This is a genomic window from Clostridium sp. OS1-26 (assembly GCF_030915445.1).
Classification (GTDB): Bacteria; Bacillota; Clostridia; order Clostridiales; family Clostridiaceae; genus Clostridium_AM.
Map to the genome: position 1 here is coordinate 18,652 of NZ_CP133264.1, position 24,358 is coordinate 43,009.

Annotated in this window: 13 protein-coding genes, 7 tRNA genes and 3 rRNA genes; 3 read left to right on the forward strand and 20 right to left on the reverse strand. The window is 36.1% G+C overall.

Going from position 1 to position 24,358, the window contains the following annotated elements; all coding sequences use genetic code 11:
- Positions 1-14 precede the first annotated feature (14 nt).
- The 11 genes from RCG18_RS00065 to RCG18_RS00115 form a co-directional block, all read right to left on the reverse strand.
- Positions 15-1,385: a GlmL-related ornithine degradation protein gene (locus tag RCG18_RS00065; RefSeq protein WP_308039420.1), complete on the reverse strand. Its 1,371-nt coding sequence runs from the start codon at positions 1,383-1,385 to the stop codon at positions 15-17.
- A 76-nt stretch (positions 1,386-1,461) separates the two neighbouring features.
- The gene (gene oraE / locus RCG18_RS00070) at positions 1,462-3,666 is read right to left on the reverse strand and encodes a D-ornithine 4,5-aminomutase subunit OraE (protein WP_308039421.1); all 2,205 of its coding nucleotides are present in this window, start codon (positions 3,664-3,666) and stop codon (positions 1,462-1,464) included.
- Positions 3,666-4,031: an ornithine aminomutase subunit alpha gene (locus RCG18_RS00075; protein ID WP_308039422.1), complete on the reverse strand. Its 366-nt coding sequence runs from the start codon at positions 4,029-4,031 to the stop codon at positions 3,666-3,668. The genes oraE and RCG18_RS00075 overlap by 1 nt, the downstream gene beginning before the upstream one ends.
- A gap of 10 nt (positions 4,032-4,041) precedes the next feature.
- Entirely contained in the window at positions 4,042-5,454 is a 1,413-nt protein-coding gene (gene ortB, locus RCG18_RS00080; RefSeq protein WP_308039423.1) for a 2-amino-4-oxopentanoate thiolase subunit OrtB, read from the reverse strand.
- A 41-nt stretch (positions 5,455-5,495) separates the two neighbouring features.
- Entirely contained in the window at positions 5,496-5,786 is a 291-nt protein-coding gene (gene ortA, locus RCG18_RS00085) for a 2-amino-4-oxopentanoate thiolase subunit OrtA (RefSeq protein WP_308039424.1), read from the reverse strand.
- A gap of 375 nt (positions 5,787-6,161) precedes the next feature.
- The gene (locus tag RCG18_RS00090) at positions 6,162-7,568 is read right to left on the reverse strand and encodes a sigma 54-interacting transcriptional regulator (RefSeq protein ID WP_308039426.1); all 1,407 of its coding nucleotides are present in this window, start codon (positions 7,566-7,568) and stop codon (positions 6,162-6,164) included.
- A gap of 219 nt (positions 7,569-7,787) precedes the next feature.
- A 5S ribosomal RNA gene (gene rrf / locus RCG18_RS00095) occupies positions 7,788-7,904 on the reverse strand.
- Positions 7,905-7,950: 46 nt separating this feature from the next.
- Positions 7,951-8,025 (reverse strand) — tRNA-Gly (locus RCG18_RS00100).
- A 36-nt stretch (positions 8,026-8,061) separates the two neighbouring features.
- Positions 8,062-8,136, reverse strand: a tRNA-Gln gene (locus RCG18_RS00105).
- Positions 8,137-8,142: 6 nt separating this feature from the next.
- Positions 8,143-8,219, reverse strand: a tRNA-Arg gene (locus RCG18_RS00110).
- 5 nt (positions 8,220-8,224) lie between these two features.
- Positions 8,225-8,298 (reverse strand) — tRNA-Gly (locus RCG18_RS00115).
- A 718-nt stretch (positions 8,299-9,016) separates the two neighbouring features.
- Here RCG18_RS00115 and RCG18_RS00120 point away from each other — a divergent pair.
- Together RCG18_RS00120 and RCG18_RS00125 are read left to right on the forward strand one after the other, a co-directional pair.
- A complete protein-coding gene (locus RCG18_RS00120; RefSeq protein ID WP_308039427.1) occupies positions 9,017-9,874 on the forward strand; it encodes a TerC/Alx family metal homeostasis membrane protein in 858 nt (285 codons plus the stop codon).
- A 263-nt stretch (positions 9,875-10,137) separates the two neighbouring features.
- Positions 10,138-12,459, forward strand: coding sequence for a YhgE/Pip domain-containing protein (locus tag RCG18_RS00125; RefSeq protein ID WP_308039428.1), 2,322 nt, complete (start codon positions 10,138-10,140; stop codon positions 12,457-12,459).
- Positions 12,460-12,520: 61 nt separating this feature from the next.
- Here RCG18_RS00125 and RCG18_RS00130 read toward each other — a convergent pair whose 3' ends face one another.
- From RCG18_RS00130 to RCG18_RS00140, 3 genes are all read right to left on the reverse strand, one after another.
- A complete protein-coding gene (locus RCG18_RS00130; RefSeq protein WP_308039429.1) occupies positions 12,521-14,401 on the reverse strand; it encodes a fructose-specific PTS transporter subunit EIIC in 1,881 nt (626 codons plus the stop codon).
- A 97-nt stretch (positions 14,402-14,498) separates the two neighbouring features.
- Positions 14,499-15,416 (reverse strand): 1-phosphofructokinase, encoded by a 918-nt coding sequence (pfkB, locus tag RCG18_RS00135; protein WP_308039430.1) that lies wholly within the window; start codon positions 15,414-15,416, stop codon positions 14,499-14,501.
- Positions 15,416-16,165 carry a DeoR/GlpR family DNA-binding transcription regulator gene (locus tag RCG18_RS00140; RefSeq protein ID WP_308039431.1) on the reverse strand — a complete coding sequence of 250 codons (750 nt, stop codon included), beginning with the start codon at positions 16,163-16,165 and terminating at the stop codon, positions 15,416-15,418. Before RCG18_RS00140 ends, pfkB begins: the two co-directional genes overlap by 1 nt.
- Positions 16,166-16,381: 216 nt before the next feature.
- Between RCG18_RS00140 and RCG18_RS00145 the strand changes: the two genes are divergently transcribed.
- A complete protein-coding gene (locus RCG18_RS00145; protein WP_308039433.1) occupies positions 16,382-17,095 on the forward strand; it encodes an HAD family hydrolase in 714 nt (237 codons plus the stop codon).
- Positions 17,096-17,167: 72 nt separating this feature from the next.
- Here RCG18_RS00145 and RCG18_RS00150 read toward each other — a convergent pair whose 3' ends face one another.
- The 6 genes from RCG18_RS00150 to RCG18_RS00175 all read right to left on the reverse strand — a co-directional run bounded on the left by RCG18_RS00150 (position 17,168) and on the right by RCG18_RS00175 (position 24,185).
- Positions 17,168-18,799: a M20/M25/M40 family metallo-hydrolase gene (locus RCG18_RS00150; RefSeq protein ID WP_308039434.1), complete on the reverse strand. Its 1,632-nt coding sequence runs from the start codon at positions 18,797-18,799 to the stop codon at positions 17,168-17,170.
- A gap of 124 nt (positions 18,800-18,923) precedes the next feature.
- Positions 18,924-18,999, reverse strand: a tRNA-Pro gene (locus tag RCG18_RS00155).
- Between the two features lie 6 nt (positions 19,000-19,005).
- Positions 19,006-19,079 (reverse strand) — tRNA-Gly (locus tag RCG18_RS00160).
- Between the two features lie 193 nt (positions 19,080-19,272).
- Positions 19,273-22,167 (reverse strand): 23S ribosomal RNA (locus tag RCG18_RS00165).
- A gap of 231 nt (positions 22,168-22,398) precedes the next feature.
- Positions 22,399-22,474 (reverse strand) — tRNA-Ala (locus RCG18_RS00170).
- Between the two features lie 202 nt (positions 22,475-22,676).
- A 16S ribosomal RNA gene (locus tag RCG18_RS00175) occupies positions 22,677-24,185 on the reverse strand.
- Together the 16S and 23S rRNA genes with 3 tRNA genes alongside form the textbook arrangement of a ribosomal RNA operon.
- Between the last annotated feature and the right edge of the window lie 173 nt (positions 24,186-24,358).

Here is a 24,358-nt window from a genome sequence, read left to right on the forward strand (position 1 = left end):
TAAATATTAATTGATCATTTAAGCTCTTTAATAATGCTATCTAAATTTAAGCTCTGCCTTAAAAGCGCTTCTGATGCCTCCTTATCTTCTTTGCTCAATACTCCTGCGCAAGCCATTATATAATCCTTATCTATTAAAGCTTTAGCACCTTTTCTTGGAAGCATAGTGATGTCATCCTTTAAATACCTTATTTCCAAGAGTGTTCTTTCACCACTAGGAAGTCTTGTTAGTGCACCACCGGTGCCTATTATATATTTAACCTGTGATAAATCCTTGCCATAAGCTATAAAGCCACTTTCTCCGCTGTATTTTCTTTTTATAGTTCCTATATGTCTATTTACAGCTACATCTACAGCTTTTTTAGTAAGCAAACAACTGGCTTTTATATCTTCTTTTTCAATAGGGATAGCTTTTATATGCTCAGCAATATATTCCTTATTTAATTCTCCAAGATCTCTTATATCAAGCAATTCTATGACGTTTTTACTATTTACAAAAATCCCTAAATCTCCCTCCACTGTTCTTTTAGCTTTGGGCTCCGGATTTACTAGCATATCTAAAATCACTTTACTGCCTTCAGTAACAGAATGTACATCTGTTGTAGCTCCTCCCACATCTAATACCACTAAGTCTCCTATTTTGTCATAGAGGATTTTTGAACTTTCCATTACAGCGCCAGGAGTTGGCATTATGCTTCCATCCACCAGTTGCTTAATTTTATTCATGCCTGGAGCTTTTATAATGTTTTTTTCAAAGGCATCCTGTATTATCTTTCTTGCAGGCTCTACATTTAACTCATCTACTCGTGGATATACATTATCTATAATATATAGCTCCTGACCTTCAAATATTTCCTTTATTTCTTCTCTATTTTCAATATTGCCGCAGTATACTATTGGTTTATTGAACTTTTCTGCACTTATAAGTTCTGCATTAAAAATTGCAGTCTCTCTTTCTCCATAATCTGTGCCGCCAGCAATCATTATCATATTGGGATCAATGTCATGTATTCTTTTTATATCGCTCTTTCTCATTTTGCCAGCAGTAACCATTTTAATAATGCCACCGGCCCCTAAGGCAGCTTCCTTTGCTGCCTTAACAGTCATCTGTTCCATGAGACCGTGTACAGTAATTTTTAGCCCACCAGCTGCACTGCTGGTGGCTAACATTTTTCGCCACAAAAGTGATTCATTTATTTTATTTTCAATATCTTTTATTGCGTTTTTTAGTCCTATAGTCACGTCACCATCCAGCACTGTTGTACATGCCTTACCCTGAAAAGGAGTATCTACAAAAATTTTGTCATTCTTATCACGCTGTACATTAAAAGCCGTCACTAAAGTAGTAGTACTACCTATTTCTGCAACTAAATAATCAACTTCCATAAGATTCCCTCCTGTATCAATTGCTGCTTCTACCTTGTGATGTCATGTATCAATATACTCTATCTAAAACTACTTCTTATTCCTCTTCATCTGGATTAATGCCCATTAGCTTCTTGATAATAAATGATGCTACATCTGTACCATTTGAACCTCTTCCAAATCCAACATCCATACCACGAGCTTTTGCAATCTCATCAGTTACCTGAGTTCCGCCAGATACAAGTATCAACTTATCTCTTACACCTTTTTCTACGCACAAATCATGAAGCTTTTGCATATTCTTTGTATGAACATCATTATGGGTTATTATTGTACTGCATAATATAGCCTGAGCTCTTGATTCTATTGCCGCATCAACAAGCTTTTCTACAGGGCAGGATGTACCAAGATAAATTGCCTCTATACCAAACTTTTCAACCCCTCCGTGCTTAATATCTATAACTTCTCTTAATCCTACAGAGTGTTCATCCTCTCCCACAGTAGCTGCAACAACTTTTATTGGATTTTCTTTTACATAATCTCTCATTACATCTGGAGGCAGGGTTTTTCTTCTCTTCGGTAAGGAAAGCTCATCTCGTTTTACAGGTATAAAATCACATACGCCCTTAATTTCTACTAGAGTTCCTTCTGACATTTGTAAAACTTGTTTATGAATAATTTCTACATCCTTTAAATTCATTCTCTTTCCCATTTCAAGTGCAGCAGCTTCGCTTATTTGTTCATTTTCAGGTATGCATAATGTAACTTTTACATATCCATCTTTTGCCCACTGAACTTCTGGAATCACTGTACCATCTTCTTTGATTCCCTCTAATCTTTTGAATACGTTGTCATTTTCATCAAGTTCATCAATGTATTTAATCTTTGAATGATCACATAATGTGCATCCATTTATAGCATCACATGCATTCTTATATTCCTTAGGGATGTTATTATATCCAAAATGAGCACAAACAGGTGCAAGGTAGTCTTTGTCTCTTTTTATTATGGTTCCAACAGCATCTCCACCATCCATCTTTCTTGCTATACCGTCTCCATTTCTCTCAGGATATTCTCCTGAATCTACAAAGAATCCGGAATCGACTGCTTTAAAGTACCCACCAGCTTCAATCATTTCCTCTAAGAATAGAATAGCTCTTTCTTTTAATTCTCTTACTTTTTCTGGTAGATAACCCTCTTTTCTTAGCTCTATCATATCCATCAGTCCATCCATACCAATAAAGGCCTGCTTAGCAGTATTTACAGCATGTATATTATTATAATGCCATGGAACATTTCTTCCCTCATCAGGGGTTATTGTGCTTTGAATATCTGCAGAAGTTAACTCTGATATCAACAGATTTAAAGTATGTCCTACAGTAGCCTCTCTTTCACAGGACTCTATATATTTTGTGTTCATTTGAGCTCTCATTTTATATTTGCTAAATAACTCTCTTAATGCTACTGCATATGGTAAGTCATATTTCATGCATGGTGCTGGCGCAGATGTTGGTGGAACTGTTGAAAGAGCTATATTCTCTGGCTTCATTCCAACCAACTCTGAAAACTTGGCATTTATGGCATGCTGTACCATTAGTTCTGGCATTACATTATAGCCTTTCATTGCTGTAGCATTAGCATTATGAGCTCCATCTATCTGCAGCATATCTGCCCAAACCATTATTCTTTTCGCTACCGCCGCATCTACAAAGGATCTAAACATATTCACATTTCTATAAAGTACGTTATACTGAGGGTCCTGGTGCGCTCCATTTACTCCCTCTTCAGCAAACATAACAGCTATGTCAGGACCAGCCACTCCAGATACATAAGAATGAAAATTTATCTTTCTTCCTACTTCTTCTTCTATTGAATCTATAGCTTTTCTTGTTGCCCTAACTTGCTTCCTTGTAATAGGAACGCCACCTATTCCTTCTGGAGTGCCTTCTATTAACCCATCAAAATGGCTTTGGCCTGCTGTTCTTATAACCATCAAGTGATCTGCACCATGCCATGCTGCCATTCTCATTCTTCTTATATCATCTTCAAACCTACCGGAAGCTATTTCCGTGGTAATAATCGGTTGTGGCTGCGGATCAATATTATTAAAGCTTCTTGCAGCCGGAAGCGGTTGACTGTTTTTTAAGGATTTAGATATCTCACTATAAGTAAATTCTCCAGCTCTTCCTTCTTGGCTTTCCTCTCTCCAGTGCCAACCTCTCCATTTTGGCTCATATTTGTCTAAATCTCTTAATATTTCCTCTATATCTATTTTTTTATTTGCCTCTAATCTCTCAATCATTACTTGTCACCGCCCTTCATTTTGTCAATAACTAAATCCCAACCTACACCTTTTGATAACTCTTCTCCTGCTTTTAGATAATTAATATTTTTTATTTTTGCATAGGTTAAAACTACATTGCCGATTCCTTTATCTAATAAATTCCACTTTGCTCCATAATCAACTATTGGCTGTGCATCTAAACTGGAAAATCCCATTCTTAAAAGTACCGAACGTTCAATAGCTGGTGATGTATGTGTATATGCTAAGTCTACTAAAGGCTTTACAATTTGTTCTGTTAAATTCCAAAATCTTTCATATAACTCTTCATCACTTAAATCTTTTAAATGCTGTCTTCTTATTTCAAAATCACTTTCCCTTTTCATACATTTCCCCCTATTCTACACTTATATTATTTTCTTTTAATAACTCTGTAGCTTCTTTTAAAGATAACTTAGTTTCCTCTAATAGGAATTTAAGATCTCTTTGTTCAATTTCATTTCCCTTTATTCTCTTTAAAGAATTTCTTAGATATGACTTTCTTAACTCTTTCATATTTGCATCTGTTACTGATACTAATGAAGGATGAGAAGGTAATATTATGTTCTTACCCGGAACTTCTTCCTTTGGGTTACCAATGATAATTTCAATACCATTTTCTCTTGCAAAATTAAGTTGAGCTATAGGATGTTTGCCTGCTCCTGTGTATTCAGTTTCTTGAACAACTATTATTTCATCATTATCATATTCTTGCGCAATTGCAAAAGCAGCCGCCAGTGATGTATTTCCTGCTGGACCTCTTTCTAATCCCTCTAGTTGAGCCAGCACTTCAGTCATCCAGAATACTTCACCCTGGCTTATGGTTATATATCTATCCATATACCTTAATGGTCTTGCTGCACTTCTTGGAACATCTGATCTATCAGGATTTGTCATGAATGGAATTCCAAATCCTGTATGACCTGTAGTAAAGGATTTCTTATTGAAAGCTATATCTGAAGCCATATGAAGTCCGCTTAAATCTACAGATGCACCTATTATTTTTGTATCTAACGCTCCTGCTTTTATTAGACCTCTAGCTGTACCAGTAACATTGCCACCGCCTGCATGTGTTACCACTACAGCAATAGGATCTCTTTCAAATCTTTCTCTGCATTGTTCTGCTATCTCATAACCTAATGTTTCTACCCCTGCTATTCCATAGGAGGAATATAAGGATGCATTATAATAACCTGTATCTTCAAGTATTTTTAGATATGTGTAAAACAACTCTGGCCCGACAGTAAGCCTTACAACTTCAGCTCCGTAACCTTCGCACTTTCTTCCTTTTTCTATGATTTCAGGCTGTCCAACTTTTCTTGAATCATAGCATTCATTTGCAATTATACATTTAAGTCCTCTTATATTGGCTTGAGAGGCTACTGCTGCACCGTAATTACCAGAAGTAGCTGCAGCTACACCTTTATAACCTCTTTTCATAGCATCATATACAGATACCGATGCTCTTCTATCCTTAAAGCTTCCCGACGGATTACAACTTTCATCTTTTATAAATATTCTAGCAGCCTTGCCTGTTTTAGAAGCTTTTCTTGCTAATTTTGTTATGTTTTTAAGCTCTATTAATGGAGTATTTCCAACTCCAGCCTCTTTTCGAATTTCTCGAACTTCTTCTAAACAATATCCTACATCCCTCATAAGGCCTTCATAATCAAATGAAAGTTTTCCAGTTTCGTATTTATCAAAATCAATTCCAACAGATTTAAGCATAATTTGGCTCTTTCTTGCCATAAGCTCTTCATACTTATTCATTATTTATTACCCCCTTCTTTTCTTAAATGCAGGCTTAGTAATTACTCTTTTATAATATCTCTAACTTGTTTCCCAACGTAGCTTAGTTCTTGAACATATTTCCCAAAGGAATGGTTATATCCTGGCTCAACCTCAACAACTTTTCCTCTTGCAATTCTTCCTATATTTGTTTCAACTTCTACCTCACCACCAATTTCGCAATCCTGTAGACAATTGCCTCTTATCCAGCACTTAAGTGGTGTTTGTTTTGTTTCTTCAGGTATACTTTGAGATCTCTCCTTAGATGTTAAAACAGTCTCTTCAATTTCTACCCATGTACCCTTTTTTATCATATAATCTTCACCTACCACATAAAAAATTTTAACTTAAATAAATTAGCCTATTACCGTATACACATTTCAAAGTAATTTCTTAGGCAAAATTTTATTTACTTTTATGCATTATTTATATAGCAATTGCCATGCCAAATAAAAAAGCATGTATTTTGGCCTAATTCCAAAATACATGCATAAATTATGTAAAAATTTTTTGCACTATTTCTTTATATATTTTTAATAGAATTAAATAAACCTACTATTACGTACACACAAAACCCAATTATTGTAAAAGCAATTTTTTTTGCATATCTAGCAAGGATTTTTGCACTTATGCAGATTAATCAAATTTAATTAATATTTATACAACTCCTGCAAATAGTTCACTACATACTAATCTATTTTGTTAATATTATATTTTTTAATCTTATATTGTAAGTTTTGTCTGGAAATATTCAACTGTTTAGAAGTTCTACTAACATTATAATGATTATTTTTTAATGTCCTTTTTATTATCTCTTTTTCAATATCCCCAATATATTGTTCTAAATCAAAATTTTGCTTTTCATCTATAATAAAATTTTCAATATCTATTTGAGTTTCATTTGAAGACTTATTGAATATCTTGGGATCAAAATGCCAGTAGCTTAAAATAGAATTGTTATCTGCCATATTCATAGATGATTCTATTACATTTTTTAATTCTCTTATATTCCCTGGCCAATTATATTCTATTAACTTCTCCATAACATCTTTATCAATTCCTATTATATTTTTATCTAGAATTTTATTATAATTTTTAATGAATTTATCTAGTAATATGGGTATATCCTCTTTTCTTTCCCTCAATGGTGGTATATTTAACCTTATAACACTTAATCTATAATAAAAGTCTTTTCTAAGCTTTCCACTTTCAATTAGTTTTTCTGGTTCTTCATTTAATGTTGCTATTATTCGAACATCACAGTCTATAACCTTGTTACTTCCAATAGGTCTTATATATCCGTCTTGTAGTACTCTTAGAAGCTTAGATTGAAGATAGGGCTCCATAGAATTAACTTCATCTAACAAAATCGTTCCCCTATTTGCTTCTTCAAATAATCCTTTTTTATTTTCTGCTCCTGTAAAACTTCCTTTTTCTGTCCCAAATAACATTCCTTCAAGTAAAGCGGCAGGAATAGCAGCACAATTTATAGGTATAAATGGTTTATCTTTCCTTAGCCCGTCATAATGAATACTTTGTGCGAAAACTTCTTTACCACATCCAGTTTCTCCATAAATTAAGACAGAAGAATTTGATATACTTGCTTTTTTAGCTTTTTCTATAGCACTTTTCATTGCAATGCTATTTCCACATATATCGCTAAAGGTATAATTCTTCTTTACTTTTGCATTTATTTCCTGTAATTTACATATACATTCTGTTAGTTCTTTTAGTTTCGTCATATCTTTAGCTATTTCAATAGCTGCTATATTTTCCCCATTATGAATTATTGGTACAGTAGTATTTATGGTTGTAACTTTCTTCTTATACTCATTACTATATTGCTGAATTAAGTCTACAATTTTCTTACCGGTTTTTAGAGCATTCATTAGAGTAGATGTATCTTCTTTTACGTCTTTTAGGTATTCGTTAACCCTTTTTCCCAGAACTTTTCCAGGCTCAATTCCTTCTATCTTACCCATCGCCTTATTGTAATACATTGTCTTACCAGTAGAATCAACTATTTGAATTCCTTCATCTAGATTTTCTAGTAAACACTCTAATACCTTTTCTGCATTAAATAAATTTGAAACCATTTTATCCCCCTCAGTTCCATAGTATGTATAATTTTAACTACAGAGTTAAAGTCCATCTCCGTATAAATAAAAGCAATCCATTTACCACATTATTACATATATATAAATTATAAGTTTAATTACCTTTAAAATCAATATACTGATTATTCTAAGTAATATCTATATTTACTAGGTAAAATAAAAAAAACACTAAGCATACACTTAGTGTTTTTTTATTGAATCCGGCAGCGACCTACTCTTCCACAGGGTCTCCCCTGCAGTACCATCGGCACTCTGAAGCTTAACCATCGTGTTCGGAATGGAAACGGGTGTTACCTTCACGTCATTACCACCGGGTAAATATGAACTTTTATAATTGCTTTATATAATATAAAGCATATGTTGGAGCGGAAGACGGGATTCGAACCCGCGACGTTCACCTTGGCAAGGTGACGCTCTACCACTGAGCCACTCCCGCAAACTCATGACATCTCAATAATTATTAAAGTTTAAATGGCTGGGATAGCAGGATTCGAACCTACGAATACCAGAGTCAAAGTCTGGTGCCTTACCGCTTGGCGATATCCCAAAATAATGGTGCGTCTTAAGGGATTCGAACCCCTGGCACACGGCTTAGAAGGCCGTTGCTCTATCCAACTGAGCTAAAAACGCATATTTGGAGCGGGTGAAGGGAATCGAACCCTCGTAACTAGCTTGGAAGGCTAGCACTCTACCATTGAGTTACACCCGCATATAATTACATGTCCTTGGTACATTTATGAATTATATACTATCTTATACTGCTTGTCAACTATATTTTAAAATAAGTTTATATTTTTATCCGATGACTACCCGCTCTAATACTCCCGCTTCTCCAAGCGGGAGTAAAGAGCGGCTACGTCCCTGGATAACGATTTCTAAGCATCAGGTGGAGTTAAAACTCCATCTGACGCCAAGAACTCTGTTTATCCGATTGCTGTCATTGCTAACCTCTCATCGCAAGTTATGAAAGCGATTAGCGTCAAATTGGCACTCTATGTAGGCATCACATTAAGTTAAATCCAAGAACTCTACTTATTTTGGTTTCCTATAATGCTATATATAAATAGTAGTTTAAATTTTCAAAACAAGCGTTAATTATTAACTCTTAACATAATTAATTTTTATATTTAAAAACATATTTATAACTTGACTAACAGGAATTCATGTGATATTATAACACTATAGAATTTAATAAAGTTAGTTAAAAGGGAGTAATTTAAACTGCAAAATCAACATTCCGATTTGAATATTTTTCAAATCTGGTTTTGTAGGCCTTTGTGAGGTAATAAGACTTTTAACATAATCCTAAGGATTATGTTAAAAGTCTTTTGTTTTTTTACTACATAGTCTCACAATATTAAATTTCTTAATAATCTTATTTAATTAATACATTATTAAATTTACCTAAATAATAAAGGAGGAATTTTATGTCTACTAAAAAATCAATGTTAACATTAGGTATGTGGGTGGGACTAGCTTTACTATTTAATATAGGTATTTATATATTTATGGGTTCCGAAAAAGCTTTATCTTTCTTAGGTGGATATGTAATTGAGCAAAGCTTAAGTCTCGACAATCTATTTTTATTTTTACTTGTTTTTGAAGGGTTTTCAATTAAACCAGAATATCAAAAGAAAGTTCTTTCCTATGGTATATGGGGTGCAATAATTTTAAGATTTATATTTGTTGTATTAGGAATAACTGTAGTTAATAAGTTCCACTGGATGCTATATATATTTGGATTAATACTAATAATAAGTGGAATTAAAATGTTTAAAGAAAATGATAAAGTTAACGACATAAAAGATAGTAAATTGCTTAAATTTATTAATAAAATTATTCCTGTTTCAGATAAACTAGAAGGAGAAAAGTTTTTTATAAGAAAAAATAAAAAACTTTATATAACTCCCCTATTTGCAGTATTATTGCTTATAGAATTTTCCGATATTATATTTGCTATAGACTCAATCCCTGCTATATTTTCTATAACAACAGATCCTTTTATAGTTTATACTTCAAATATATTTGCAATTTTGGGACTTAGAAGTATGTACTTCCTTTTATATAAGCTTCATGAAAAATTTGCTTATATGAAATATGGTGTTGCATGTATATTAATATTTACAGGTATAAAATTATTGGCATTATTATTTAATATACACATATCAGTAGTAGTGTCCTTAGTGTCCATATTTACTATACTTTCAGTAAGCCTTTTAGCTTCTATATTTATAAATAACAAAAACAAAGAAGACGAAGCTGCTAGCTATTCAAATATACAATAATTTAAACTTAACAATTATTATTTAACTAATTATAGTATATGTATTAGTTAAAAATAGAGGTCACCAGAATCAAGTAAATTATGATTCCAGTGATCTCTATTTATATGTAATTTATTAATTTATTTCCTTAAATCTACATATTTGAGTACAGTTTTCATGGAAATTAGTTTTAAATAAGCTTGAAATTTGTCTTATTTTGTTGTATAACATTATTGTACTGACTGGTCAGTACTTATTTTATTATAGGAGGATGTGTTTGATTTATGAAATTATTTAAAATTTTTAAAAGTGAATTAAAATCAATATACCAAAATAAAATCAAGCTAGCAGCAACTGCAGCGGTCATAGTCATTCCTCTTTCATACAGCTTATTTTATTTAAAAGCTTATTGGGATCCCTATGGCAATTTAAAAAATTACAATATAGCTGTAGTAAACAAAGACAAAGGTACCTCTGCAGAGGGCAAAAGTTATAACTATGGTAATGACATAGTTAATAATCTAAATGATAAGAAGGATGTAGGCTTTAAATTTGTTTCTGAAGAAGAAGCTACTAAAGGCATAGCTAATGACAAGTACTTTGCAGAAATTCAAATTCCTGAGGATTTTTCTCAAAAAATAGTAAGTGCAAAAGATGGTAAAGCTATAGCACCTAAAATCATTTATCTTTCAAACAACAAGAAAAATTATATTGGCACAAAAATCTCTGATGCTATAAAAAATGAATTCGTTAATGAGATTAAGAAAAGTATTTCTGGGGAATACGGTGCAATTGCATTTGATAGTATATATGAAATGAAAGACGGTATGAAAGATGCTTCAAATGGAACAGAAAAGTTATATGATGGAACTAGTAAATTAAAAGATGGAAGTCAAAGTCTCAATACTGGATTAAAGGAAATGGACAGACAAGTTCCTGAGCTTCAAAATGGTGTCAGTTCTCTAGCTAATGGTTCAGATCAATTGAATAATGGTCTTGGACAACTTAACTCAAAGATTCCAGAATTATCAGCTGGCGCAAATAAGTTGACTTCAGGAGCAACAACATTAAATAAAGGTATGAACAGTCTGCAGGAAGGTGCAAAAGAGTTAACGAATAAATCTTCGGATTTAAAAAATGCTGGAGACTCCTTAAATGAGAATTTTGATAGCAAGCTTATATCAGGTTATACTCAGGTTTCTAGTGGCTTGAAGAGTGGCGCAGATCAGCTAAGCTCTGGAGCTAATCAGGTGCAGAATGGAGTAAATTCTTTAATTACTACATTAAATCAAAATCAGTATGCTATGAGTAATGGACAGAAACAACTTCAAGTATATCTGGCAGCGCATCCAGAAGCAATGCAAGATCCTAATATGCAAGCATTTCTATCAACAATGCAATCTATATCAGATCGGTCTACTAATCCTGATAATTCAAAAAATATAGAAATGCTAAAAGATGGTGTAAACCAATTAGCTACTGGTGCCTCAAATTTATCAAGTCAACTTGATATAAATAATCAAAACTCCGCATCAGGAATGTTTTATTCTGGACTTAATAGTTTTAAGTCTCAAGGAATTGAACCATACACAACAGGTGTTAACCAATATGTTAACGGGGTGTACCAACTATCTTTAGGAATTAATTCAACATCACAGGGATCATCTCAGCTAGCAAGTGGTTTAGAAAATCTCGACAGTAATATGCCGTTGCTTCAAAATAGCTCTAAACAGCTATATGACGGTTCTTATCAGCTAACTAAGGGTCTAGGTCAACTTAATAGTCAAGTACCTAATCTAGCTCAAGGTGTAAATCAGCTAACCGAAGGGTCTGGTCAGCTAAGTAATGGGTTAACTGATTTGAAGAATGGAACAAAGGAACTCGATACTGGATTAAATAATGGTATAAAGAAAGTTGAAGACAATGTTAAAACTCCAAGCAAAGACCTAGGAAACTTTATAGGTAACCCAGTAAAAGTGGATGAACAAAACTTAAATCCTATAAATAACTACGGTTCAGGATTGGCACCATATTTCTTACCGATATCCATATGGCTTGGTGCAGTTTTCATGTTTCTTGTAATTAAAACTAAAAAAGATGATTATAAAGAACTTAGCAATGTTCAGCTTGTTCTTGGAAAATTTATTCCATATGCTGTTATAGGTATAATTCAAGCTGTATCATTAGGTGGAATAGTACTAGCACTTGGAATTGAGCCATCGAATACTTTACTTCTATTTTTACTATTAACCTTAATGGCTCTTTCCTTTGACTCTATAATTCATTGCTTTATGAATCTATTTGGACTTGTCGGTGAAGGACTAGCTGTTGTATTATTAGTACTTCAATTATGCTCAGATTCTGGTACCTTCCCTATTGAAGTGTTACCTAAGTTCTTCCAGGCTATAAGTCCATACTTGCCTTTCACTTACGCTGTAGAAGCTATAAGGGAAATATTATTTGCATCAAGAATAAACTATTCAATTATTCAAAAGGACGTATTAATATTAGTTCTCTTTGGATTAATAGCAATGATTGTTAACATTATATTCGTTAGAAAAGGTGAAAAACTCTCAGAAAGTCTTGAAGAAAAATTAGCAGCTTAGTATATAAAAAAGCCTTGTTAAAATAGAAGTTTTCAAACTTATTTTAACAAGGCTTTTTTAATTAATCTTCTATTTGTTTTTTAAGAAATCCTAACATTATTGCTGTAACAAAAGATCCAATTAATATAGCCGCTACATATAATAATGGGTTACCTTTTACTATAGGAATTACGAAGATTCCTCCATGTGGAGCTGGAAGCCCTATATTAAACATCATAGTAAGCGCTCCTGCTATCGCTGAACCTACAACTATCGAAGGTATAACTCTTCCAGGGTCAGCTGCTGCAAAAGGTATAGCACCTTCAGTTATAAAACTTGCACCCATTATATAGCAAGTTTTACCTGCATCTCTTTCCTCTTTTGTAAATCTATTTTTAAATAATGTAGTTGCAATAGCAATACCTAATGGTGGAACCATACCTCCAGCCATAATTGCAGCATGAGGATAATAATTTCCTGAACCAATCATTGCTATTCCAAAGGTAAATGCAGCTTTATTTATTGGACCACCCATATCAACAGCCATCATTCCACCTAATACTACACCAAGAATTATCTTATTGGCAGTGCCCATAGAACTTAACCAACTCGTAACACCTGCATTAAGAGCTTTAACTGGATTAATAACAACGAGGAACATAATAGCTCCAGTAATGAATATTCCAAATAGCGGATATAACAATACTGGTTTTATCCCCTCTAATGACTGTGGTAACTTAGAGAACATATTTTTAAGAGCTACTACAACGTAACCGCCTAAGAAACCTGCAATTAACCCTCCTAAGAATCCAGCACCATTATTTGCTGCTATAAATCCTCCAACCATAGCTGGCGCATAACCTGGTCTGTCAGCTATACTACTGCCTATGAATCCAGCTAGAACTGGTATCATTAGTGAAAATGCATTTCCACCACCTATATCCATTAAAAGCTTAGCTGTTGGATTAAAGGATGGGTCCTTTGGATCAAAAGCTTTTATACCAAACATAAAGCATATTGCTATTAATATACCTCCTCCTACAACAAAAGGAAGCATATTAGAAACACCATTCATAAGATGTTTATAGAATCCAGTTCTTTCATTTTTATTTGCTGATACATTTTTATCATTTCCGCTATGATGATATACTGCCGCATCACCACTTAACCCTTTATTTAAAAGTTCTTCTGACTTCTTAATGGCTTGGGCAACAGGAACTTGAATTAGTTTTTTACCCTCAAATCTAGACATTTCAACTTGCTTATCTGCAGCAACTATAATAGCAGTTGCCTTTTCGATTTCTTCTTCTGTTAATCTATTTTTAACCCCTGTAGAACCATTAGTTTCTACCTTTATATCTACTCCCATATCTTTTGCTTTATTTTTTAATGCGTCTGCTGCCATATAAGTATGTGCTATGCCAGTTGGACATGCAGTTACAGCTAATATTAAACCTTTAGATTCTTTATTTTCAGTATCTACACCTTGTTTTTGTTCCTTTAAATAGCTCTTTTCTTCGCTATCAATTAATGCTAAAATCTCATTTTCTGAATTTGCACTCATAAGCTTTTCTCTAAAGCTTTCACTCATAAGCATGCTAGACAATCTAGACAATGTATCTAAGTGCTCATTATGAGCTCCTTCACTAGCCGCTATCATAAAGAATATATGAGAACTATTTCCATCTAAAGAATCATAATCTATTCCACTTTTAGATCGACCAAAAGCTAATGCTGGAGTTCTAACTGCAGATGTCTTGGCATGTGGAATCGCTATTCCTTCTCCTATTCCTGTTGAAAATTCATTTTCCCTTTTCCATATGGCATTCTTGAATTCTTCTTTATCTCTTAGTCTTCCTGCTCTATCTAATTTATTTGTTAATTCATCTATTACGTCAGCTTTTGTGTTTGATTTTAAATCTACAATAATCGTTTCTTTTGTCAGAAGCTCTGTAATTTTCATAACTTCCCTCCTATTTTTAAAAGGTTTTCATCTTAGACATTAACTTTTTTTATTTAAATTGTACTTCAGAGAAATTAATTTCTCTGAAGTATAACTTTTAAGAAAGTAATTTAGTAATCTTAACCTGTACAAGTAGCTTTTCTACCTCTTCCCTCTTGCATAAGTCCATAGAAAATGCCGTAGCGCTTCCCGATGCTACTCCGTATTTAAAAGCTTCAGTAATATTGTAAGTTTTAGAATAGCTAGCTAGGAACCCTGCTATAAGTGAATCTCCTGCTCCTACTGAATTTTTTACAATTCCTTTTGGAGCAGATGCATGATATACTCCTTCACTACATATTAATAGCGCACCTTCACCTGCCATAGATATGATTACATTCTGTGCACCCATTTCCCTAAGCCTTTGCGAGTATTTTATTATATCCTCTTTCTTATGAATCTCAATATTAAATATTTCACCTAGTTCGTGATTGTTAGGCTTAATTAAAAATGGCTTATGCTTTAATGTAGATATCAAAGCCTCACCAGTAGTATCTACAATTACTTTTACCTCTTTATTTTTTACCTTCTCTTGAATTTGCGAATATATATTTCTTTGAAGAGATTTTTGCACATTTCCAGCCAACACTAAAATGTCTTCTGAATTTAAAGTATCTATCTTTTCAAATAACTTATCTAAATCTTCATCGCTAATATTTGGACCACTACCATTTATCTCTGTTTCTTCATTAGAACTAAGCTTAACATTTATTCTCGTATCTCCGTTTACCTGGATAAAATCAGTATATACTTCTTCCTTTTTAAGAAAACTCTCTATAAACTGTCCTGTAAATCCCCCAATAAAACCTAGTGCCCTACTTTTTATTCCTAAGTTATTTAAAACTCTTGATACATTTATACCTTTTCCACCTGCATATTTATTTTCGTTAACCACTCTGTTAACAGTTCCTGCTGCGAAGTTTTCAACCTTAATAACATAGTCTATTGAAGGATTAAAAGTTACAGTATATATCATTAAATTGTCACAACCTTTACTTTAGTTTTTTCATTATATTCTTTGTAATTTTCAAACTCCGAATTTGTAATTATAATAGCATCCTTCAAATCTGCCACTTTTACAAAGCTAACTTCTCCAAATTTACTTTCATCAGCCAATACAAAGGATTGTCTTGACTGTTTGATAGCGTTTTCTTTGAGCATAGCTTCTTCAGAATCTGGAGTGGTAAATCCATATTCTATGTGTATTCCATTTATTCCTAGAAAACATTTATCAAATCTGAACTTTTCAAGACTTTTTAGGGCATCTGAACCTATAACTGCCTTTGTTATATTCTTAATTTTCCCTCCAAGTATATAGGCATTTATACCTTTATCAACTAGAGCATTTATATGCTTAAGACCATTGGTAACAACAATAATGTTGCTTTTATCTATATACTGAATCATTTCATAGGTTGATGTACCAGCATCTAGATATACACTGTCGCCATCTTCTATTAAAGATGCGGCATATTTAGCAATAATCTTCTTCTCATCTACGTTTTGAACCTCTTTTTCACTATAACTAGGTTCAATTAATCTTCCTTTTGGCAATGTTGCACCACCATGTATTCTTTTCAAGGCATTAATACTTTCTAAATAAGTCAAATCCCTTCTTATAGTGGATTCTGAAGTATTAGTAGCCTCCATTATATCTATTATTTTTACTACGCCTTTTTCTCTTAATAAATCTAATATAATATTGTGTCTTTCTTCAGTCAGCATTTTATCACCTACTTATTGATATATGATATCTTTACTCTATGTAAACATTATAATATAGGAATTTTCAAAAATCAATCATTTTCATTCAAAAACATTTAAAACTTTTCGTAAAAACCGCCAATATAATTCACAAATCAAGAAAAACCTTTCATCAGTAATAGTAAATTTCTTCTTCCTGTGATAAAATATTTTACATAACAATTAAGGAGGATAACTATGAATACTATTTTATTTGATCTAGATGGAACATTACTTCCACTGAATATGGCTTTATTTGAAAAAATATACTTTGAAGAACTTACAAAATCATTTTCTGATATACTTACTCCAGAGGAGATTGCAAAAAATATATGGGGTTCTACTAAGGTTATGGTGGCAAATTTAGAACATAGAACCAATGAAGATGTATTTATGAATGACTTTGGCAAAAGAGTAAACTATGATTTATCCAAAATTAAGCAGCGTTTTGATGATTTCTATGATACTACTTTCTTTAAAGTTAGAGAGGCGGTTAAAGATGTTGAATCTATTAGAGAAAGTGTCAAAATCTTAAAAGAAAAGGGATACAAAATTGTAATTGCAACAAATCCACTCTTTCCAATTAAAGCAATCCATCATAGAGTTCATTGGGCTGGATTTGACCCTGAAGAGTTCTCTTACATATCAAGCTTTGAAAAAAATCATTATTGTAAACCTCAGTTAAAGTACTACGAAGAAATATTAAATGATATTTCAAAAAAGCCAGAAGAATGTCTTATGGTTGGAAATGATGTACAAGAAGATCTTGTGTCAAAACAATTAGGTATGAATACATATTTAATAACTGATAACCTGCTCCATAGAACAAAAGATGAAATAGTGTCAGATCACATAGGAGAATATAAAGATTTCTATGAATTTGTCAAAACCTTGCCTTATGTTCAAGATTAAAATTTGATAACGAATAATTTAAGTCACAAAAAACCAATTAGCTTTTTGTGACTTAAATTATATTCTTGATTTCTACTTAAGTAGAGAAAAAATCATATTTTTGTACAATTCAGGAACTACATTAAATGAATATGGGACATTCAACCTTTCAGTATACTTATGAAAGTCCTTTCCTTCACCACCAAAAACTATACCTGGAATATTAAGCTTATCTAAACAGTCGAATGGTAATTTATAATTTATATCATAACCAACAATATTAGATGATAAATGATCTAAATTTTTGTTTCCTTCTATTCCAGTATAACTTAAATCAGATATAGCCATAAAAAAGTCTTCTTTTATAAGTTTTTCATTAAATTTCTTTTCAGCAAGTTCTATTGTTTCGTCTATAACTTCTATTAATCTTTTACTTTTGTCATCTATACCTTGTAAATATTTATGTGGATAGTATGGAGGAATAAAAGAAACTATTATCATTGGTTTTTTGCTATTATATTTTTCATAAGTTTCTTTGACAATGTTTATTGCAATGGTCTGGTTGTCCATTTTTTCTTTTTTCCAAAGCTCAACTTTGTCCTTTATATATTTATCAAAATCTTCTACTTTAGCTTTAACTTCCATTAAAAGCTCTTCATAAGTCATAACACAAGGTTCTACTTCCATGTATTGAACTTTATCTGGAGATTTTTTTATAAATTTATCTCTCTTTTCTTTTAATAAATCTAAAACGTTGTTAAAAGCTTTTAAACTTAACTCCTTTAAATCCCTCATAAGTTTATCTTCTGAAATACTTAAAGTTAATATGTTATAGTATGCTGCTGCATATAATGGAGTCTGTACAGAGTATAGCTCCTTTAAATCTAACTGCTTTAGGCATGTAGGTGGTGGTGTAATAGTATCGTTAACTTGATCCGAAAAATCCGGATTATACTCTAATAGCCTATTTATTTCTGAAACTAAAGCATTGGGATTTAATCCTTTAAGAGATTCTCCTACATGAGTTTCCTTACCTACGCAGAAAAATAATGGCATTATCTTTCCTACAGTTCCCATATAGAGCTTTTTTAACTTATCATTTTCATTATCAGGTATACAACATTCAGAAACAATTACTCCACAATAGTCGTATCCCCTCTCCTCTTGTAATTTTAAAAGAAAAGGTACAGATGCAATCATTCCTTCTGAGTTGCTTTCCTCTCCTGGCACTGCTAAGAATAATAAATTCCCTTTAAAATTTCTCTCTTCGCTAAATTCTCTAAGCATTTCTATGTCTAAGGCTATGCCATATTTCATATCGGCTGTACCTCTTCCAAAAATCCATTTACCAGATTCAAGATCTCTTAATGCTTCTTTATCTAGATTTAACTCACCGATTCTCTTAGTGCATTCTTCAATATTGAAAGCAATAGGTTTTAAGTGCCCAAACTCCTCTACTTCTACTACATCTAAATGTCCTGTTAATATTAGTGTATTATTTGATTGTTCTTTTCCATGTACAACACCCCATACAAAACTTCTTCCATATGGGTCTTCTTCTATTAGTTCCATACCAAAATTCTTTTTATTATTTTGGAAATATGGTATTTCCGATAGTATACTGTATATCTTTTCAGATGTTATATTTTCACTTTTCGTACCTGATACTCCAGGTGCTGCAACTAATTCTTTTAACGTACTGTAAACCTTATCACTTAAAGTCATTTCCATTCCTCCTTTTTTGTGTCCCTGTATATTATATATTAAAAAACTACAAATTCAAAATAATTTTTATAGCAAATTATTTTAACCAAAAATAAAAAACACTAGATATCTATCTAGTGTTTTTTGGTCGGGGTGACAGGGATTGAACCTGCGACCTCATGGTCCCAAACCACGCGCGCTCCCATCTGCGCCACACCCCGTTATATTGGAGCGGGTGAAGGGAATCGAACCCTCGTAACTAGCTTGGAAGGCTAGCACTCTACCATTGAGTTACACCCGCATGTTTTGCAAAAATTGCTATAAGCTTCGTATTACTTCGTCAGCTCCCTCCCTGCGGTACTCATTTACAGATAAGTAAACTCTGTTCCTCGCTCAGTCGCTTCCTTGTACTACTCGCTTCTATCAATTTTTAGTTGTTACTTTTTGTTTTTCAGAAACTATTGTTCTCTGAAAATTGCACAGTGAATGTGTATTTGGTCAAGCCCTCGACCTATTAGTATCAGTCAGCTGAACATGTTACCATGCTTACACCTCTGACCTATCAACCTTGTGTTCTTCAAGGGGTCTTACTAGCTTACGCTATGGGAAATCTAATCTTGAGGTGGGCTTCACGCTTAGATGCTTTCAGCGTTTATCCCGTCCCGACATAGCTACCCAGCTGTGCTCCTGGCGGAACAACTGGTGCACCAGAGGTCAGTCCATCCCGGTCCTCTCGTACTAAGGACAGCTCCTCTCAAATTTCCTACGCCCGCGACGGATAGGGACCGAACTGTCTCACGACGTTCTGAACCCAGCTCGCGTGCCGCTTTAATGGGCGAACAGCCCAACCCTTGGGACCTACTTCAGCCCCAGGATGCGACGAGCCGACATCGAGGTGCCAAACCTCCCCGTCGATGTGGACTCTTGGGGGAGATCAGCCTGTTATCCCCGAGGTAGCTTTTATCCGTTGAGCGATGGCCCTCCCACGAGGAACCACCGGATCACTAAGCCCGACTTTCGTCCCTGCTCCACTTGTATGTGTCGCAGTCAGGCTTCCTTCTGCCTTTGCACTCTACGAACGATTTCCAACCGTTCTGAGGGAACCTTTGGGCGCCTCCGTTACTTTTTAGGAGGCGACCGCCCCAGTCAAACTGCCCACCTAACAATGTCCCGTGACCAGATTCATGGCCGCCGGTTAGAATCCCAGTACTGTCAGGGTGGTATCCCAAGGATGACTCCATAAGAGCTGACGCCCTTACTTCTCAGTCTCCCACCTATCCTGTACAGACAATACCGAAACTCAATGCTAAGCTACAGTAAAGCTCTACGGGGTCTTTCCGTCCAATCGCGGGTAGCAAGCATCTTCACTTGCACTACAATTTCGCCGGATTTGTTGTCGAGACAGTGCCCAAGTCATTACGCCATTCGTGCGGGTCGGAACTTACCCGACAAGGAATTTCGCTACCTTAGGACCGTTATAGTTACGGCCGCCGTTTACTGGGGCTTAAGTTCACACCTTCGCTTGCGCTAAGTGTTCCCCTTAACCTTCCAGCACCGGGCAGGCGTCAGCCCCTATACATCAGCTTTCGCTTTAGCAGAGACCTGTGTTTTTGCTAAACAGTTGCTTGGGCCTATTCTCTGCGACCTACTTGCGTAGGCACCCCTTATCGCTAACTTACGGGGTCAATTTGCCGAGTTCCTTGACAACAATTCTTCCGCTGGTCTTAGGATTCTCTCCTCACCTACCTGTGTCGGTTTGCGGTACGGGCACCAACTTCCTCCATAGAGACTTTTCTTGGCAGCGTGGAATCAGATACTTCGCCCGAAAGGGCTCCCCATCACACCTCAACATTGACTAAACGGATTTGCCTGTCTAGTCTGTCTAAGTGCTTAGACGCACATCCAATAGTGCGCACATCTTATCCTCCTGCGTCATCCCATTTGTAATAACGTCAGTTGGCGGTATCGGAATATCAACCGATTGTCCATCACCTACGCCTTTCGGCCTCGGCTTAGGTCCCGACTAACCCTGAGCGGACGAGCCTTCCTCAGGAAACCTTAGGTTTTCGACCAATAAGATTCTCACTTATTTCTCGCTACTTATGCCAGCATACTCACTCCTGTACAGTCCACCGCTCCTTTCGGTACGACTTCAATCCATACAGGAAGCTCCTCTACCGCTCTTTCGAGCCCATAGCTTCGGTGGTAAGTTTTAGCCCCGGACATCTTCGGCGCAGGATCTCTCGACTAGTGAGCTATTACGCACTCTTTGAATGAGTGGCTGCTTCTAAGCCAACATCCTAGTTGTCTTAGAAATCCCACATCCTTTTCCACTTAACTTACACTTTGGGACCTTAGCTGATGATCTGGGCTGTTTCCCTTTTGACCACGGATCTTATCATTCGTAGTCTGACTGCTGAGATTCAAGTATATGGCATTCGGAGTTTGATAGGGTTCAGTAACTGTTGTCAGCCCCTAGCCCATTCAGTGCTCTACCTCCATTACTCATTCTCAACGCTAGCCCTAAAGCTATTTCGAGGAGAACCAGCTATCTCCGAGTTCGATTGGAATTTCTCCGCTATCCACAGCTCATCCCATGGTTTTTCAACACCAACGTGGTTCGGTCCTCCACGGAATTTTACTTCCGCTTCAACCTGTCCATGGATAGGTCACCCGGTTTCGGGTCTACGACATGCAACTTATTGCCCTATTCAGACTCGGTTTCCCTTCGGCTGCGCACCTTAAGTGCTTAACCTTGCTACATATCGTAACTCGCTGGCTCGTTCTACAAAAAGCACGTCATCGCACGTAAAAGTGCTTTGACCGGTTGTGGACACACGGTTTCAGGTTCTATTTCACTCCCCTCCCGGGGTTCTTTTCACCTTTCCCTCACGGTACTGCTTCACTATCGGTCACCAGTTAGTATTTAGCCTTGGGAGGTGGTCCTCCCTGCTTCCCACAAGGTTTCACGTGTCTCGTGGTACTCTGGAGCAGATCTAAAAGTCTTCATTTTCACCTACAGGGCTGTTACCTTCTACGGCGGAGCCTTCCAGCTCTCTTCAATTAACTCCTACTTTCGTTTATGATCTGTCCTCAACCCCAGGAACAAGTTCCTGGTTTGGGCTCTTTCCCTTTCGCTCGCCGCTACTTAGGAAATCGATTTTTCTTTCTCTTCCTCCGGGTACTTAGATGTTTCAGTTCCCCGGGTATATCCCTATAAACCTATGAATTCAGTTTACAGTACACTACGTTAGTAGTGTGGGTTGCCCCATTCGGAAATCTTCGGATCACAGGCTATTTGCGCCTACCCGAAGCTTATCGCAGCTTATCACGTCCTTCTTCGACTACTGGTGCCAAGGCATTCACCATGCGCCCTTTGTAGCTTGACCATCTAAATTAATATTACCTTCGCATTACTGCGTCAGCTTCCCTCACTGCGGTGCTCATTTACCTTAAAGTAAATTCCGCTCCTCGTTCGGTTGCTTCCTTGTTCTGCTCGCTACTATTAATTTATATTAATTCTTAAATCTACAAAGGTTCATTACTTATATAATAAGTAGTTTTACCTTCAGCTTTACTTTCATTTTATATATCACTGTGCAATTTTCAAAGAACAATTATGGTGGAGATAAAGGGATTCGAACCCTTGACCCCCTGCGTGCAAGGCAGGTGCTCTCCCAGCTGAGCTATACCCCCATAAAAGTATTAAAGGATTAATAACGAGCAATTTACAACCCCAGATTGATGTTATTGAAACACCTGACCGGGGTAATTCTTAACGCCGAAGGTATTCGGCTAAATTACCCATTAAAAGCCATTTAGGCTTTTAATCCCTCAAGATTAAACAGAGTGTAAACAAACCTTCAAGATAGAATTACCTATCTTGTCGACTCCTTAGAAAGGAGGTGATCCAGCCGCAGGTTCTCCTACGGCTACCTTGTTACGACTTCACCCCAATCACTAACCCCACCTTCGGCCGCGTCTTCCTTACGGTTAGACTACGGACTTCGGGTGTTGCCAGCTCTCATGGTGTGACGGGCGGTGTGTACAAGGCCCGGGAACGTATTCACCGCGACATGCTGATTCGCGATTACTAGCAACTCCAGCTTCATGTAGGCGAGTTTCAGCCTACAATCCGAACTGAGGGTAATTTTATAGTTTTGCTCCACATCACTGTATTGCTTCTCTTTGTATTACCCATTGTAGCACGTGTGTAGCCCTAGACATAAGGGGCATGATGATTTGACGTCATCCCCACCTTCCTCCCGGTTAACCCGGGCAGTCTCACTAGAGTGCTCAACTTAATGGTAGCAACTAATGATAAGGGTTGCGCTCGTTGCAGGACTTAACCTAACATCTCACGACACGAGCTGACGACAACCATGCACCACCTGTCTTCCTGCCCCGAAGGGCTTCCTCCATTACGAGTAATTCAGGAGATGTCAAGTCTAGGTAAGGTTCTTCGCGTTGCTTCGAATTAAACCACATGCTCCGCTGCTTGTGCGGGCCCCCGTCAATTCCTTTGAGTTTTAATCTTGCGATCGTACTTCCCAGGCGGAGTACTTATTGTGTTAACTGCGGCACAGAAGGGGTCGATACCTCCTACACCTAGTACTCATCGTTTACGGCGTGGACTACCAGGGTATCTAATCCTGTTTGCTACCCACGCTTTCATGCCTCAGCGTCAGTTACGGTCCAGAGAGTCGCCTTCGCCACTGGTGTTCTTCCTAATCTCTACGCATTTCACCGCTACACTAGGAATTCCACTCTCCTCTCCCGCACTCTAGACTTCCAGTTTGAAATGCAGCACCCAAGTTAAGCCCGGGTATTTCACATCTCACTTAAAAATCCGCCTACGCATCCTTTACGCCCAGTAAATCCGGACAACGCTCGCCACCTACGTATTACCGCGGCTGCTGGCACGTAGTTAGCCGTGGCTTCCTCCTTTGGTACCGTCATTATCGTCCCAAAAGACAGAGCTTTACAACCCGAAGGCCTTCATCACTCACGCGGCGTTGCTGCATCAGGCTTTCGCCCATTGTGCAATATTCCCCACTGCTGCCTCCCGTAGGAGTCTGGACCGTGTCTCAGTTCCAATGTGGCCGATCACCCTCTCAGGTCGGCTACGCATCGTCGCCTTGGTGAGCCTTTACCCCACCAACTAGCTAATGCGCCGCGGGTCCATCTCAAAGCGGATTACTCCTTTAATTAGTTCTCCATGCGAAAAACTAATGTTATGCGGTATTAATCTCCCTTTCGGGAGGCTATCCCCCTCTTTGAGGCAGGTTACCCACGTGTTACTCACCCGTCCGCCGCTAATCCACCCCGAAGGGTTTCATCGCTCGACTTGCATGTGTTAGGCACGCCGCCAGCGTTCGTCCTGAGCCAGGATCAAACTCTCAATTTAAAAGTTTGAATGCTCATTAGTTAAGCAGACATCCAAAATCTCTGATTTTGTGATGGTCGCTTAGTTAAACACGTCAGTGTTTAACTTCCTCTACTAATTATATTAGTAGTTCAAAAGAATTGCTGGTTTAGTTTACTTAATAAAAATCATCTTGATTTTTAACCTCTGTTTAA

Bases quoted from the DNA above. Each gene is read 5' to 3' on its own strand.
- RCG18_RS00065 (WP_308039420.1), bottom strand. From the start codon at position 1,385: ATGGAAGTTGATTATTTAGTTGCAGAAATAGGTAGTACTACTACTTTA.
- oraE (WP_308039421.1), bottom strand. From the start codon at position 3,666: ATGATTGAGAGATTAGAGGCAAATAAAAAAATAGATATAGAGGAAATA.
- RCG18_RS00075 (WP_308039422.1), bottom strand. From the start codon at position 4,031: ATGAAAAGGGAAAGTGATTTTGAAATAAGAAGACAGCATTTAAAAGAT.
- ortB (WP_308039423.1), bottom strand. From the start codon at position 5,454: ATGAATAAGTATGAAGAGCTTATGGCAAGAAAGAGCCAAATTATGCTT.
- ortA (WP_308039424.1), bottom strand. From the start codon at position 5,786: ATGATAAAAAAGGGTACATGGGTAGAAATTGAAGAGACTGTTTTAACA.
- RCG18_RS00090 (WP_308039426.1), bottom strand. From the start codon at position 7,568: ATGGTTTCAAATTTATTTAATGCAGAAAAGGTATTAGAGTGTTTACTA.
- RCG18_RS00120 (WP_308039427.1), top strand. From the start codon at position 9,017: ATGTCTACTAAAAAATCAATGTTAACATTAGGTATGTGGGTGGGACTA.
- RCG18_RS00125 (WP_308039428.1), top strand. From the start codon at position 10,138: ATGAAATTATTTAAAATTTTTAAAAGTGAATTAAAATCAATATACCAA.
- RCG18_RS00130 (WP_308039429.1), bottom strand. From the start codon at position 14,401: ATGAAAATTACAGAGCTTCTGACAAAAGAAACGATTATTGTAGATTTA.
- pfkB (WP_308039430.1), bottom strand. From the start codon at position 15,416: ATGATATATACTGTAACTTTTAATCCTTCAATAGACTATGTTATTAAG.
- RCG18_RS00140 (WP_308039431.1), bottom strand. From the start codon at position 16,165: ATGCTGACTGAAGAAAGACACAATATTATATTAGATTTATTAAGAGAA.
- RCG18_RS00145 (WP_308039433.1), top strand. From the start codon at position 16,382: ATGAATACTATTTTATTTGATCTAGATGGAACATTACTTCCACTGAAT.
- RCG18_RS00150 (WP_308039434.1), bottom strand. From the start codon at position 18,799: ATGACTTTAAGTGATAAGGTTTACAGTACGTTAAAAGAATTAGTTGCA.